The organism is Nocardiopsis tropica (genome assembly GCF_042660575.1).
Classification (GTDB): Bacteria; Actinomycetota; Actinomycetes; order Streptosporangiales; family Streptosporangiaceae; genus Nocardiopsis; species Nocardiopsis tropica.
In genome coordinates, this window is sequence record NZ_JBHSUF010000002.1 from 86,556 (window position 1) to 101,459 (window position 14,904).

The window sequence follows — 14,904 nt, forward strand, 5'->3', positions numbered from 1 at the left end:
GGCTCGGGGGATGGACTCCGCGCGCATCTACGAGACGTGTCAGAACCGCCTGCTCGACCTTGCCGCCACCCTTGACGGGGAGCAGCTCGGCACCGTCGTGCCCGCCTGCCCCGACTGGACCGTCAGGCAGGTCTACGCCCACCTCGCCGGGCTCTGCGCCGACGTGGTGCACGGCGACGTCACCCCTCCGGCCGGCGACGAGGTCACCGCGCGCCAGGTCGCCGACCGGGAGGGCCACGGCCTCGAGGCCGTCCTCGCCGAGTGGACCCGCACGACCCCGGCCCTGCTGGAACTCCTCACCGCCCGGAGGCGCAGGCGCCACAGCCTGCCCGCCCTGGACGTGTGGCACCACGAGAACGACGTCCGGGGCGCCCTCGGCCTGCCCGCGCAGACCGAGGACGCCGACCAGCTCGCGGACTTCCCGCTGGGCGGCCTGGCCGGGGGATGGTCGGCGCAGCTCCCGCCGGTGCGCGTGGTCGCGACCGACACCGGCCAGGAGTGGGCGCTCGGCGAGGGCGCCGTGCTCACCCTCAGGGGCACGGCCTTCGAGCTCGCCCGCGCCGTGACCGGTCGGCGCAGCCTCGCCCAGATCCTCGCCATGGACTGGAGCGGCGGCGACGCCGCGTCCGCGGCCCCGTTCCTGCCGACGCTGCCCGCGCCCGCGGCCGACCTGGTCGTGTGACGGCAACGCGGCCCCGTGCCCCGCGGCCGGGGACGGGGACGGGGACGGCGGCCCCCGACAGCAGGGGGCGGCGCCCGGGGCCTCCGCCGGCATGTGCAGAGATGGCCCCGTCTTGACGCAAGCGGGACCCGGACCGGGCGCAGACTGGGTAGAGAGCCCGACCGGTCAAGGGTTGGCCGCCCGGGCAGGGAGGGGAGGGCCGGACGATGTCCACCCGTACCGAGACGGACCCCCGGTTCGACAGCGGGGCGCTGACGCGCGCCGTCGAGTCGGCGGACGCCGACGCGATGCTCGCGCTGTTCGCGGACGACGCCGAGATGGAGATGATCGACAAGAGGGCTCAGCCCAGCAGGCCGGCGGTCCTGCACGGGAAGGCCGCCATCGCGCCGGCCCTGCGCGAGGTCTTCTCGCGCGACATGACCCACGAGGTCCTCGACTGCGTGGTGGACGCCGACCACGCCGCCTACACCGAGCGCTGCTCCTACCCCGACGGCACCCGGGTCATGAGCATGACCATGCTCGACCTGAGGGACGGGCGGATCTCCCACCAGTCCACGGTGCAGGCCTGGGACGAGCCCGCGGCCCCGCGGCCGGAGACGGGCGACTTCGCCCGGGCGGAGGAGACCGAGGTCCTCGACCGGGCCCGCACGGAGGCACTGCGGGTGGGCGGCCACACCGCCGTCCGGATGACCCTGCGGCCCGGTTGGCGCTGGACGGTGGACATGGCCGAGTCCAGGGGTACCGCGAAGTGCATGGCGAACCACCGCGCCTACGTCGTCTCGGGCGCCCTGCGCTGGCAGATGGACGACGGCACGGAGGGCGAGGTGCGCGCCGGACAGGTCGTGTGCCTGCCGCCGAACCACGACGCGTGGGTGCTCGGCGACGAGCCCGTCACCCTGGTCGACTGGCCGGTGGCCGAGGGCTGACCGCCGCGGCGGACCGAAACGCTCCGGGGGCCGGGGCGCGTCGGTCGCGCGCGTTCCGGAGCGGGAGCGGGGGCCGGTCCCGTCCCGGCTCCGACGGGCCCCGGGACGGAGGGTCCGGCGGTCTCCGGTCCCTCCTTCGGGCACGCTTCCCACTGTCTGTCCGAAAAGCCCCGTAGATCACGAATCCTGGGCCGGATTCCTCTGGTTGACCCCATTGCAGGCGCTTATCAATGGTGTTAACTTTTCGGCACTGCTCATGGGAGCGCTCCCGAAAAGGGATCGGGTCCCCCTGGGCACCGGAAGGCACCGCTAGCGAGACCGGCGCGGACACCGCGCCCCCCATGGCCCCGCACCGTCGACGCCGACGCCGCCGCGGCCAGCGCCCCCCGTCCTCAAGGCCCGCACAAGCCCCCTGTCTCGGCCCCCCGCTGCCCCCGCCGAGGCGCCGCCACACCCCGGCCGACGCACCGCCCGGGGCGCCGCGCCCCTGCTCCGCGGCACCGGAGAGGCCCCTGCGGGGCACCCTCCGAGGAGAACGATGTGACCGACCGACCCGCAACCCGCCGCCACAGACGGCGGTGGCCCCTCCCCGCGGCCGTGAGCGCCGCACTCGTGGCGGCCACCTTCACGGTGGCCCCCTCCGCCCAGGCCGGGCCCGCCGAGCCCGCCTCCACCTACGAGTACACGCCCGTGGCCGACGCGCTCCTGGCCGAGAACCCGGAGATCACCGAGTACGAGGCCTCCTTCCTGGAGCAGTACGACAAGATCAAGGACCCGTCCAGCGGCTACTTCCGCGAGTTCGACGGCCTCCTCGTCCCCTACCACTCCGTGGAGACCCTGATCGTGGAGGCGCCCGACCACGGGCACGCCACCACCTCGGAGGCCTTCAGCTACTACCTGTGGCTGGAGGCGACCTACGGGCGCGTCTCCGGCGACTGGCAGCCGTTCAACGACGCCTGGGCCTCCATGGAGGCCTTCATCATCCCCGGGACCGCCGACCAGCCCACCAACGGCGCCTACGACCCCTCGTCGCCGGCCACCTACATCCCCGAGTCCCTGGATCCCAGCGACTACCCGATGCCGCTCGACCAGGGGGTGGAGGCCGGACAGGACCCCCTCGCGGCCGAGCTCAGCAGCACCTACGGGACCGACGAGGTCTACGGCATGCACTGGCTGCTGGACGTGGACAACACGTACGGCTACGGGTTCTGCGGCGACGGCAGCGACGAGGCCCCCGCCTACATCAACACCTTCCAGCGCGGCTCCAACGAGTCGGTCTGGGAGACCGTGCCCCACCCCTCCTGCGAGACGTTCGCGCACGGCGGCGACGACGGCACCGGCTACCTCAACCTGTTCGTCGACGACCCGCAGGCCTCGGAGCAGTGGCGCTACACCAACGCCCCCGACGCCGACGCGCGCGCCGTCCAGGTCGCCTACCTCGCGCACGAGTGGGCGAGCGAGCAGGGCAACGAGTCCGCCATCGCGGAGAACGTCTCCAACGCGGCGATGATGGGCGACTACCTGCGCTACGCGATGTTCGACAAGTACTTCAAGGAGGTCGGCGACTGCGTCGGCGCCCAGTCCTGCCCGCCCGGAACGGGCAAGGACTCCGCGCACTACCTCATGGCCTGGTACTACTCCTGGGGCGGCGCCCTGGAGAGCGCCCAGTACCCCTGGGCCTGGCGCATCGGCGGATCCTCCGCCCACCAGGGCTACCAGAACGTGATGGCCGCCTACGCGCTCTCGGAGGTCGACGAGCTCCGGCCGCAGTCGGCCACCGGGGCCGACGACTGGGGCACCAGCCTCGACCGCCAGCTGGAGTTCCTCCAGTGGCTCCAGTCCTCCGACGGCGGCATCGCCGGCGGCGCGACCAACAGCTGGGAGGGCACCTACGCGCAGCCCCCCGCGGACACGCCCACCTTCTACGGCATGTTCTACGACGAGAAACCGGTCTGGCACGACCCGCCCTCGAACCGGTGGTTCGGCTTCCAGGTCTGGGACATCGAGCGCGTGGCCGAGTACTACCGCATCAGCGGGGACGAGCGCGCCGGGGACATCCTCGACTCCTGGGTGCCCTGGGCCATCGCCAACACCACCGTCGGCGAGGGCGGCGACTTCGCCGTCCCGGCCGACATGGAGTGGAGCGGCGCCCCCGACGACTGGACCGGTGAGCCCACGGGCAACCCGGACCTGAGCGTCGAGGTCGTCTCGCACAACCAGGACGTCGGCATCGCCGCCGGCCTGGCCAAGACCCTGATGCACTACGCCGCCGCCACCGGCGACACCGCCTCCCAGGAGACCGCCGAGGGCCTGCTCGACGCGCTGCTTGTCCACCAGGACGACCTGGGCGTCGCCGTCCCCGAGACCAGGGCGGACTACGAGCGCTTCGACGACCCGTTCGACTCCCCGAACGGCGGGCTCTACGTCCCCGACGGCTGGACCGGGCAGATGCCCAACGGCGACGTGATCGACTCCGACTCCACGTTCGCCTCCATCCGCTCCTTCTACGAGCAGGACGAGGACTGGCCGCAGGTCCAGGCCTACCTGGACGGGGGAGAGGCACCCGAGTTCACCTACCACCGCTTCTGGGCGCAGGTCGACGTGGCCACCGCGCTCGCCACCCACGGCGAGCTGTTCGGCGGCGCGGCCGGGGAGGGCGGTGAGGGCGCGGGATAGGCACGGACGGACCACCTCGGGGCCGGGCGCCACGGGCGCCCGGCCCCCCATCCCGCAACGCCACATCGTGGAAAGGTAGGAGACACCATGTCGGAGAACACGGGGCACGCGCGCCGCCGTGCCGGGGCCGTCGCCGCGACCGTCCTCGCGGCGGGCCTGCTCGCCGGGGGCTTCGCGGCCTCCGCCCACGGGCAGGAGGAGCCGCCGGCCCAGACAGCGCAGGAGGAGACCCTCCGGGACCTGGCCGACCAGCGGGGCGTGTTCATGGGCACCGCCCTCGCGTCCCACCGCCTCGGAGAGGCCCAGTACGCGGAGACCGCCTCCGCCGAGTTCAACTCCGTCACCCACGAGAACGACCTCAAGTGGGAGGCGGTCCAACCGCAGCGGGGCCAGTACTCGTGGGCCGGCGCCGACCGGGTCGTGGACTTCGCCGAGGCCAACGGCCAGGACGTCCACGGACACACCCTGGTCTGGCACAGCCAGCTGCCCTCGTGGGTGTCCGGCGGCGGTTTCACGGCCGACGAGCTGCTGGCCGTCATGGACGACCACATCAGCACGACCATGGGCCGCTACGCCGGGCGGATCGACACCTGGGACGTCGTCAACGAGCCCATCGGGGACGACGCGCGGTTCCGGGACTCGGTCTTCCACCGCACCCTGGGGGAGGACTTCGTCGCCGAGTCCCTGCGCATGGCCAGGGCGGCCGACCCCGCGGCGGAGCTGTACATCAACGACTACAGCATCGACGGCGTCAACGCCAAGAGCGACGCCTACTACGACCTGGTCGTCGACCTGCTGGACCAGGGCGTCCCCCTGGACGGGATCGGCTTCCAGAGCCACCTGATCGTCGGACAGGTCCCCGCCAGCATGCGCCAGAACATCGAGCGGTTCACGGACCTCGGGTTGAAGGTGCGGATCACCGAGCTCGACATCCGGATGAACGTCCCCGCGAGCCAGGCCGACCTGGAGCGGCAGGCGGACGACTACCGGGAGGTCGTGACCACCTGCCTGGAGGTCGACGGCTGCACGGGCGTGACCGTCTGGGGCGTCACCGACGCCTACTCCTGGGTCCCCGACCACTTCGACGGCCAGGGCGCGGCCCTGCCCATCGACGAGTCCTATCAGCCCAAACCCGCCTACTGGGCGGTCCACGAGGCCCTCGGGGGCACCCCGGGCCCACAGCCGACCGACCCGCCCACGGAGGAGCCCACCGACCCGGCCGGGGACTGCGAGGCCGAGTACCGCGTCACCAACCAGTGGCCGAACGGCTTCCAGGCCGAGGTGACCGTCACCGCCGGCAGGGACCTCGACGGATGGACCGTGACCTGGGACTTCGGCGGAGGTGAACGCGTCGGCCACGCCTGGAACGCCTCCGTCTCCAGCAGCGGGTCCGCCGTCACCGCCGTGAACGCCGTCCACAACGCCAGGGTCGCGGCAGGCCGGTCCACCTCGTTCGGCCTCACCGGCACCCACGAGGGGACCGTCTCCGCACCGCAACCCGTCTGCACCGGGACCTGACCCCCGCGGGTCCGCCCCACGACCGGGCACCGGGGACCGGGGCCGCCTCCCACGGCGGCCCCCGGCCGGCGCCCACCGACCGCCACCGGCCCGCCCCTCCTCGGGCCGGTGGCGCCCGGACCCCTCCGCGACACACCCCCCACCACTGGAGACCCCATGGCCACACGCCTGCTCATCGCCCTCGGGGCGGTCCTCAGCCTCGTCACCGCACTCCTCGTCCACACCGCGCCGGCCCACGCCGACACCGGGTTCCGGGTCAGCGACGGCCGACTCGTCGACGCCGCCGGGAACGACTTCGTCATCCGGGGCGTCAGCCACGCCCACACCTGGTACCCACAGGAGACCGGCGCCCTCGCCGACATCAAGTCCCTGGGCGCCAACACCGTCCGCGTCGTCCTCAGCAGCGGGCAGCGCTGGACCGAGAACAGCGCCGCCGACGTCGCCGCCGTCGTGGCCGACTGCAAGGCCAACCGGCTGATCTGCATGCTGGAGGTGCACGACACCACCGGCTACGGCGACCAGGACGGAGCGGCCACCCTGGACCAGGCCGTCGACTACTGGCTGCGCGTCCAGGACGCCGTCGAGGGGGAGGAGGACCACGTCCTCGTCAACATCGGCAACGAGCCCTTCGGCAACGACGCCGCCACCAACCAGAACTGGGCCTCCGCCACCGGCGAGGCGATCAACCGGCTGCGCGACGCCGGGTTCGACCACACCCTGGTCGTGGACGCGCCCAACTGGGGCCAGGACTGGTCGGGGACCATGCGCGACAACGCCCAGGGCGTCTTCGACGCCGACCCCGACGCCAACACGGTGTTCTCCGTCCACATGTACGGGGTCTACCAGCAGGAGTCCACGGTGGTCTCCTACCTGGAGCACTTCACCGACGCCGGCCTGCCGCTGATCGTCGGCGAGTTCGGCATCGACCACAGCGACGGCAACCCCGACGAGGACGCCATCATGGCCCACACCGAGCGCCTGGGCCTGGGCTACATCGGCTGGTCCTGGAGCGGCAACGGTTCCCCCGTGGAGTACCTCGACATGGTCGAGGGGTTCGACGTCGACAGCCTCACCCCCTGGGGCGAGCGCATCTTCCACGGTCCCGACGGCATCGCCGAGACCTCCGTCGAGGCCCCGGTCTACGGCGGCCCGGGCGAGCCCACCGACCCGCCGACCGAGGAGCCCACCGACCCGCCCACGGAACAGCCCACCGACCCGGCCGGGGACTGCGGGGCCGAGTACCGCGTCACCAACCGGTGGCACGACGGATTCCAGGGCGAGGTGACCGTCACCGCCGCGACCGACATCACCGGCTGGACCGTCACCTGGACCGCCGGCGCGGGCGAGGCCGTGGGCCACGCCTGGAACGCCACCGTCTCCAGCAGCGGATCCGCCGTCACCGCCGTGAACGCCCCCTACAACGGAGCGCTCGACGCGGGCGAGTCCACCTCGTTCGGCTTCACCGGCACCCACGGCGGCACCCTCTCCGCTCCCGCACTCTCCTGCTCCGCCTGACCCGTACAGGGTCGGAACAGAACCCCGGCCGCGCCGCCCCGCGCGGCCGGGCCTCCCCCACAGAGATAGGAGTGGCCCATGAGGTCACGCAACGCCATCGCCCTGGCAGCGGCGCTCGGCGGGCTCGCCGTCGGCACCGCCGTCGTCGTCCTGCCCGAATCCGCCGAGGCCCACGGAGCGTTCACCTACCCGGCCAGCCGCACCTACGCCTGCTTCCAGGACGCCACCGGCGGCACCGGCGGCGGCGCGCTCCGGCCCACCAACGAGGCCTGCGCCGACGCCCTGGCCGAGGGCGGCGACTACCCGTTCTGGAACTGGTTCGGCAACCTCATCAGCGACGCCGACGGCCGCCACCAGGAGGTCGTGGCCGACGGCGAGCTGTGCGGCCCCACCGACAGGTTCGCGGCCTTCAACGCGGCCCGCACCGACTGGCCCACCACGGCCCTGGAGCCGAACACCACCGTGGAGTTCCGGCACAACGCCTGGGCCCCGCACCCCGGGGTCTTCCGCACCTACGTCACCGAGGACGGCTTCGACCCCGAGCAGGCGCTGAACTGGGACGACCTGGAACTCGTCGACGAGGTGACGGACCCGCCGCTGCGCAGCGGCGGCGACGCCGGAGCCGAGTACTACTGGGACGTGGACCTGCCGGACAGGGAGGGGCGCCACATCGTCTACGTGGTGTGGGAGCGCTCCGACAGCCCCGAGGCGTTCTACAACTGCTCCGACGTGGTCTTCGGCGAGGACCCGGGCACCGGCCCCGGACCGGACCCGGACCCCTCCCCGGACCCGGATCCCTCCCCGGACCCCACGGAGGAGCCGACGCCCGGCCCCACCGACCCGCCCGGTGACCACTGCACGGCCGAGTACACCGTCACCAACCAGTGGTCCAACGGCTTCCAGGTGGACGTCGAGGTCACCGCGGGGGAGGAGGGCGTCGACGGCTGGATGGTCGACTGGGTGTTCGCCAACCGCCAGGAGATCTCCAGCGTCTGGAACGCCACCCTCGTCAACCACGGCGCGCACTTCGAGGCCCGCAACTCCGCCCACAACGGGCAGCTCGATCCCGGGGAGTCCACCAGCTTCGGGTTCACCGCCACCCACCCGGGCGTGAACATCGAGCCCCTCGTGGCCTGCCACGAGGACTGACCGGCCCCGCCCGCGACCGCGGGCCCGGACCGCCGCGCTCCGACCCGCGCGGGGCGCCGGCGTGCGAAACGCCGAACACCGGCCGCAGCACGCCGCGCCCCGAACCGCTCCCGGGCCGGAGCGCGGACCGGCCCCTCGGGCCGGGGGCCCCGGTGGCGCGCCGGCGGCCCGGGCGGAGCCGCCGGCCCCGGAACCGGCTCTTCCGGGGCCGGTCGCCTCCGCGCCCGCACTCAGGGGCGGTAGGGGAGGCGGTCCACCGCCCGCACCTCGCCCAGCGTCGACCACTCGTTGCGGCCCAGCCGCGCCAACGGGCGCATCAGCTCCACGTCCGGGTGCCCGTCCGCGAGCACGTCCTCGCGCACGGCCACACGCACGACCCTTCCGAACACCACCGTGGAGTCGCCCAGCCCCAGCGTCGAGTGCAGGGTGCACTCCAGCGCCACCGGGGACCCCGCCACGCGCGGCGGACGCACCGACACGCTCGCCTCGCGCCCGATCCCCAGGGCCTCGAACTCGTCGACCTCCGGCGGGTAGGGGGTGCCGCTGGCGTTGACCTGGTCCCACATCGCCTCCGGGGCCAGGTTCACCACGAACTCGCCGGTCTCCTCCGCGTTGCGCAGCGAGTCCTTGCGCCGCACCGACGTGAACTGCACGATCGGGGGCTCGGTGCAGGAGATCGTGAAGAACGAGTGCGGCGCCAGGTTGTCCACGCCGTCGCCGGACGTGGTGGAGACCCACGCGATGGGGCGCGGCACCACCACGGAGGTCATCAGCTGGTAGAACGCCCGTGCGGGCAGGTCGTCTGGGGTCCATTCGGTACGCATCGGCTCCGATTATGCAGCCTCGGCCGTGTGCCGGCGCAGCCGACGGGCATACACGGCGCATGGAACTGGTCACCGCCGACGACGTCCGCGCCGCAGCCACCCGCCTCCAGGGCCACGTGGTCCGCACGCCCCTGACGGCGGGTCCCCCGGGTGCGGACTTCCTCCTCAAACCCGAGAGCCTTCAGGCCACGGGCGCCTTCAAGATCCGGGGCGCCACCAACGCCGTCGCCCTGCTCGGCCCGGGGCAGCGCCGTTCCGGCGTGGTCACGCACTCCTCCGGCAACCACGGACAGGCCCTCGCCCTCGCCGCCGCCCGGCACGGGGCGCCCTGTACCGTCGTGGTCCCCGAGGGGGCGCCCGAGGTCAAGGTCGACCGGATACGCGCCCTCGGGGCCCGCGTCGTCATGGCGCCGCCCCGGGAGCGGGAGGCGGTCGCCGGGGACCTGGCCCGGACCGAGGGGCTCGCGCTGATCCCGCCCTTCGACGACCCGGACGTCATCGCCGGGCAGGGCACCGTCGGCCTGGAGATCCTGGAGCAGTCGCCCGAGGTGACCACCGTCGTCGTCCCCGTGGGCGGGGGAGGGCTGGCCTCCGGGGTGTCCACCGCGGCCTGGACCGTCCACCCGCGCCGCGTCCGCGTCATCGGCGTCGAACCCGAGCTCGCCGCCGACGCGGCCGAGAGCCTGAGCGTGGGACACCCCGTCACCTGGCCGCCCGAGCGCACCGGCCGCACCATGGCCGACGGCGTCCGCGTGGGCCTCTCCGAGCGCACGTTCGCGCACCTCGCCGCCAGACTCGACGGGATCGTCACCGTCACCGAGGACGAGATCGCCCGCGCCGTCGGCGTGCTGGCCCACGGCGCCCGCGTCGTCGCCGAGCCCAGCGGGGCCCTGGCGGCCGCCGCCCTCCTCGCCGGCCGGATCGACACCGTCCCCGGGCGGCCCGAGGCGACCGTGGCGGTGGTGTCGGGAGGCAACGCCGATCCCGGCCTCTTCGCCCGCCTGGTGGCGCAGGGCTGAGGACGGCTCCCCTCGGGGCCGGGGCCGGCGGAGGCGCAGGCGCCTCCCGGTGGGCAGGTCCCCGGGCTGCCGGGCACGGCCCTGCCCCTCCGCCGGCCGTCGGCGTTCGTGTGGGCGGCCCGCCGCCCGGGCCGCACGGCCGAGGCCGACAGCCGGCTCGTGTCGTCGGTGATCACGGCGTTTGGCCGGGCCCGGCCCGGGACCGGCGCGCGCGTCCACGACGGGCCCGGCGGCCGAGCGAGGGGAGGCGGAGCGCTGCGCGGTCACGGTCTCCGCGGGCGGGCACCGGACGTCCCGCGGGAGGTGCTGCTGCGGTCAGCGGCGTTCGGCGGCGTCGCGGTCGGGGGCGCCGCCCGCGGTCGCGCCCGCCTGCGGCGCCCGGGGGGCGTGGGAGGCGGAACGGGAGCCCGGGCCGGTCGCCGGGGTGTTCCGGGCGGCTCGGTCCTCGCGGCGGCGCATGGCCATGTCGGACACGGCGGCCAGTCCCAGCGCGACGACGAGCGCGGCGACGATCAGCAGGGTCCACAGGGCGGTGCCGAAGGAGGAGGGGTCGGTCACGGGGGCTCCGGGGGTTCGCGGGCGGTCTGGTCCCCTCACCGTAATAGGCGTTAACTTTCGGACCCAGTGTTAGCACGAGTGAACTGCGTCATACGCGGCCCCGGACGGGCGAGGGCCCAGGACACACGGAGGGCCCGGGACGGCGCCCCCGTCCCGGGCCCGGCGGCCGGCCCCGCGGCGACGCGTCGCGGGGCCGGAACGGCTACAGGATCGAACCGGGGGAGTAGGCGGCGGCCTCCGGGCGCTCCGCCACGATCCCGTCGATCCGCGCCACCACGGAGGCGACCTGGTCGGCCGCGGCCCCCGTGAAGGTGATCCGGTCCTCGAGCAGCTCCTCCAGCGCGGCACGGTCCAGCGGGAAGCGCTCGTCCGCGCCCAGCCGCTCCAGGAGCCGGTTGCCCGCGCCCTCCTGGCGCATCGCCAGGGCCGCACCCACCGCGTGCTCCTTGATCAGCTCGTGGGCCGTCTCCCGGCCCACGCCCGCGCGCACGGCCGCCATCAGCATCTTGGTCGTGGCCAGGAACGGCAGGTACCGGTCCAGCTCGGCGGAGACCACAGCGGGGAAGGCGCCGAACTCGTCCAGCACCGTCAGCATCGTCTCGACCAGGCCGTCGAAGGCGAAGAACGCGTCCGGCAGCGCCACCCTGCGCACCACCGAGCACGACACGTCGCCCTCGTTCCACTGGTCCCCGGCCAGCTCGCCGGCCATCGACGCGTAACCGCGCAGGACCACGGTCAGCCCGTTGACCCGCTCGCACGAACGCGTGTTCATCTTGTGGGGCATGGCCGACGAGCCGACCTGGCCCTCGGCGAACCCCTCGGTCACCAGCTCGTGCCCGGCCATCAGCCGGATCGTCTTGGCCAGCGAGGACGGGCCCGCCGCCAGCTGCACCAGCGCCGTCAGCACCTCGAAGTCCAACGAACGGGGGTACACCTGCCCCACGCTCGTGAACCGGTGCGCGAAGCCCAGGTGCCCGGCCACCTCGTCCTCCAGGGCGGCCAGCGCCCCGCGGTCGCCGCCCAGCAGGTCCAGCATGTCCTGCGCGGTGCCCACCGGCCCCTTGATCCCGCGCAGCGGGTAGCGGGCGATCAGCTCCTCCAGCCGGCCGTGGGCGACCAGCACCTCGTCGGCGATCGACGCGAACCGCTTGCCCAGGGTCGTGGCCTGCGCCGCCACGTTGTGGGAGCGGCCCGCCATCACCGTCCCGCCGTACTCGGCCGACAGCCGTCCGAGCCGGGCCAGCAGCGCCACCACGCGGTCGCGCACCAGCAGCAGGCTGTCGCGCACCTGCAGCTGCTCGACGTTCTCGGTCAGGTCGCGCGAGGTCATGCCCTTGTGCACGTGCTCGTGGCCGGCGAGGGCGTTGAACTCCTCGATCCGGGCCTTCACGTCGTGCCGGGTGACCCGCTCGCGCTCCGCGATCGAGGCCAGGTCGACCTGCTCCAGGACCTTCTCGTAGTCCTGGACGACGCCGTCGGGGACGTCGACGCCCAGACGCGACTGGGCCCGCAGCACGGCCAGCCACAGCCGCCGCTCGGAGACCACCTTGTACTCGGGGGACCACAGCCGGGCCAGCTCCGCCGAGGCGTAGCGGGCAGCCAGGACATCGGGGATCAGAGGTTTCGCGCTCACGTCGCCCCACCCTACCGTCCTGAGCTGCGCCGCCCGGCCCGTTCGTGCTCCACGGGTGGGGAAGCGCGGTGGGAGGAGGCCCGGTGGACGCGGGCCCGGAGAAGGGGGCACGCCCCGGGTGGGTCCTGCCCCACCCCAGGCCCGGGGGCGGGGCCGATTCCGGCCCCCGCGCCCGCTGCCTACGGTGGGGGCATGACCACGCCCCGCACGACGAAGGCGCAGCCGAGGACACTCCTGGCAGCCCTGCTGAGCCCCCGCTTCCTCCTCACCGCCTGGCCCTGGCGCGCCCTGGCCCATTCCGCGAACACCGTGTTCGTCGGCCTGGCGGTGGCCGTGGTCGCCATGCCCGTCTACCTGCCGTGGACGCTCGTCGGGGGGATGCTCCTGAGGAGGCCGTGGGACACCCTCTCCACCGGCCCCGTGGCGGCCGGGTTCCTGGGCGGCCTGGCCATGGTCCTGGTCTTCGCGCCGCTCATCGCCCTCCCCCTGGGGGCGCTGGAGCGCAGGCGCCTCGTGTTCATCACGCGGGGGCCCTTCCCCAGCGGCCACCGTGTGCCGGAACCCGGCCTGTGGGCCTGGGCCCGCACCCGCCTGACGGAAGGAGCGACCTGGCGGGAGATCGCCTACTCGGTGCTCCTGGTCCCCGTCGCACTCCTGGTCTGCCTGGTCCTGGGCTCCCTGATCAGCGCGGCGGCGGTCTTCGCCACGGGCCCGCTCCTCGCCCAGGAGTCCCGGGGCGGCCAGGTCTCCCTGGGCCTTGTCACGATCACCTCCTCCGCGGAGGCCGTGCCCTACATGCTCCTCGCCCCGGTCATCCTCGTCGTGCTGCTCTACGCCTCGGCGGTCCTCGCCCAGACGCACCTCGCCATCGCCCGCGCCCTGCTCGTGGGGCCGCCCAAGGACGAGCTCCGCGCCGAGCTCAGCCAGGTCACCGAGTCCCGCGCACGGCTGGTCAACGCCTTCGAGTACGAGCGCAGGCGCATCGAGCGCGACCTGCACGACGGCGCGCAGCAGAGGCTCGTCGCCCTGTCCGTGGACCTGGGGCTGGCCCGTCTGGACCTGGAGGAGGGCAGTGAGGCCGACCGCCGCGTGGCCGCCGCCCAGGCCAACGCCGACGAGCTCATCGACGAACTGCGCGAACTGGTGCGCGGCATCCATCCCAGGGTCCTCACCGACCGCGGCCTGCCCGCCGCCCTGGAGGAGTTGGCCGACCGCTGCCCCGTCCCCACGCGCGTGGAGGCCGCGGTCCCGGTCCGCCTGCCCGCCCACGTCGAGGGCACCGCCTACTTCGTGGTCGCCGAGGCGCTCACCAACGTGGCCAAGCACGCCGGGGCGACGGCGGTGACCGTGCGCGCCTCCGTCCCGCCCGGGACGGGCGGTTCCCCGGACACCCTCGTGGTGGAGGTCGCCGACGACGGTGCGGGCGGGGCCGAGCCCGGCCGGGGAACGGGCCTCACCGGGCTCACGGACCGGGTGGCCGTCATGGGCGGCACAATGGAGCTGTCCAGCCCCCAGGGCGGACCGACCCGAATCCGAGTGGAGCTGCCGTGCGGACCGATTCCCCCGACCCCGCTGACCTGACCCCCGTGCCGACCGTCCTCGCCGAGGACGGCGTGCTGCTCAGGGAGGGCCTGGCCGGGGTCCTGGAGCGCTTCGGCTTCCCCGTCGCCGCCGCGGTCGGGGACGGGGAGGCGCTCCTGGCCGCGGTCGCCGAGCACCGCCCCGGCCTCGTCGTCACGGACATCCGCATGCCCCCCGGCTTCACCGACGAGGGGCTGCGCGCCGCGGTCCGGCTGCGCGCCGAGCACCCCGGGCTCGCGGTGGTGGCCCTGAGCCAGTACGTGGAGCTGAGCTACGCCTCCGACCTGCTGGACTCGGGGGACGGCCGGGGCGTCGGCTACCTGCTCAAACAGCGTGTGGGGGACGTGCGGGAGTTCGCGTCCGTGCTCCGGCGCGTGGTGGACGGGGCGACCTTCGTCGACCCCGAGGTGGTCCGCCAGCTGCTGCGCCGCCGGTCCGACCCGCTGGAACGCCTCACCCCCCGGGAGCGCGAGGTGCTCGCGCTGATGGCGGAGGGGCACTCCAACGGGGCCATCGCCCGCAGGCTCGTGGTCAGCGACGCCGCCGTCGGCAAGCACGTGGGCAACATCCTGGCCAAGCTGGACCTGCCCCTGGACGAGGACGTCCACCGCAGGGTCCAGGCGGTCCTGGCCTACCTGCGGGGGCGCTCCGCCTGAACGGCGGGCGGGCCGGGCCCCGCGAACGGTTCGGCCGCCCCTCCCCTCCGGAGCGCCGCGCACGCACCCCACCGGCCGGGACGGCGTCCGAGGGGGCCGGGGGCGGCGCCCGGACCCCGGACGTATCGTGGGACCACCGCCCGCCACAAGGCGCGAACCCCCCCCGC

The 14,904-nt window shown here is 74.1% G+C and carries 12 protein-coding genes; 9 read left to right on the top strand and 3 right to left on the bottom strand.

The window, feature by feature from the left end; genetic code table 11:
* The first annotated feature begins 10 nt into the window (after positions 1 to 10).
* From ACFQBR_RS03020 to ACFQBR_RS03045, 6 genes are all read left to right on the top strand, one after another.
* Entirely contained in the window at positions 11 to 682 is a 672-nt protein-coding gene (locus ACFQBR_RS03020) for a maleylpyruvate isomerase family mycothiol-dependent enzyme (RefSeq protein WP_267944614.1), read from the top strand.
* 206 nt (positions 683 to 888) lie between these two features.
* Complete coding sequence (locus tag ACFQBR_RS03025; protein WP_267944613.1) at positions 889 to 1,608, top strand: nuclear transport factor 2 family protein; 720 nt, start codon at positions 889 to 891, stop codon at positions 1,606 to 1,608.
* A 540-nt stretch (positions 1,609 to 2,148) separates the two neighbouring features.
* Complete coding sequence (locus ACFQBR_RS03030; protein WP_344175992.1) at positions 2,149 to 4,284, top strand: glycoside hydrolase family 48 protein; 2,136 nt, start codon at positions 2,149 to 2,151, stop codon at positions 4,282 to 4,284.
* 87 nt (positions 4,285 to 4,371) lie between these two features.
* The gene (locus ACFQBR_RS03035) at positions 4,372 to 5,802 is read left to right on the top strand and encodes an endo-1,4-beta-xylanase (protein ID WP_344175994.1); all 1,431 of its coding nucleotides are present in this window, start codon (positions 4,372 to 4,374) and stop codon (positions 5,800 to 5,802) included.
* A 156-nt stretch (positions 5,803 to 5,958) separates the two neighbouring features.
* Entirely contained in the window at positions 5,959 to 7,317 is a 1,359-nt protein-coding gene (locus ACFQBR_RS03040) for a cellulase family glycosylhydrolase (RefSeq protein WP_267944610.1), read from the top strand.
* A 78-nt stretch (positions 7,318 to 7,395) separates the two neighbouring features.
* Entirely contained in the window at positions 7,396 to 8,466 is a 1,071-nt protein-coding gene (locus tag ACFQBR_RS03045; protein WP_344175997.1) for a lytic polysaccharide monooxygenase auxiliary activity family 9 protein, read from the top strand.
* A 230-nt stretch (positions 8,467 to 8,696) separates the two neighbouring features.
* Here ACFQBR_RS03045 and ACFQBR_RS03050 read toward each other — a convergent pair whose 3' ends face one another.
* Positions 8,697 to 9,290 (bottom strand): flavin reductase family protein, encoded by a 594-nt coding sequence (locus ACFQBR_RS03050; RefSeq protein ID WP_344175999.1) that lies wholly within the window; start codon positions 9,288 to 9,290, stop codon positions 8,697 to 8,699.
* A gap of 59 nt (positions 9,291 to 9,349) precedes the next feature.
* Here ACFQBR_RS03050 and ACFQBR_RS03055 point away from each other — a divergent pair, with 59 nt between their 5' ends.
* Positions 9,350 to 10,309 carry a threonine ammonia-lyase gene (locus ACFQBR_RS03055; protein ID WP_344176001.1) on the top strand — a complete coding sequence of 320 codons (960 nt, stop codon included), beginning with the start codon at positions 9,350 to 9,352 and terminating at the stop codon, positions 10,307 to 10,309.
* Between the two features lie 315 nt (positions 10,310 to 10,624).
* On the opposite strand, the gene ACFQBR_RS03060 is transcribed toward ACFQBR_RS03055, so the two are convergent.
* Both ACFQBR_RS03060 and purB read right to left on the bottom strand, forming a co-directional pair.
* Positions 10,625 to 10,867, bottom strand: coding sequence for a histidine kinase (locus ACFQBR_RS03060; protein WP_378551989.1), 243 nt, complete (start codon positions 10,865 to 10,867; stop codon positions 10,625 to 10,627).
* Between the two features lie 202 nt (positions 10,868 to 11,069).
* Entirely contained in the window at positions 11,070 to 12,500 is a 1,431-nt protein-coding gene (gene purB, locus ACFQBR_RS03065; protein WP_344176005.1) for an adenylosuccinate lyase, read from the bottom strand.
* Between the two features lie 192 nt (positions 12,501 to 12,692).
* Between purB and ACFQBR_RS03070 the strand changes: the two genes are divergently transcribed.
* Positions 12,693 to 14,081 carry a sensor histidine kinase gene (locus tag ACFQBR_RS03070; RefSeq protein WP_344176007.1) on the top strand — a complete coding sequence of 463 codons (1,389 nt, stop codon included), beginning with the start codon at positions 12,693 to 12,695 and terminating at the stop codon, positions 14,079 to 14,081.
* A complete protein-coding gene (locus ACFQBR_RS03075; RefSeq protein WP_267944603.1) occupies positions 14,048 to 14,737 on the top strand; it encodes a response regulator in 690 nt (229 codons plus the stop codon). Before ACFQBR_RS03070 ends, ACFQBR_RS03075 begins: the two co-directional genes overlap by 34 nt.
* The last annotated feature ends 167 nt before the right edge of the window (positions 14,738 to 14,904 follow it).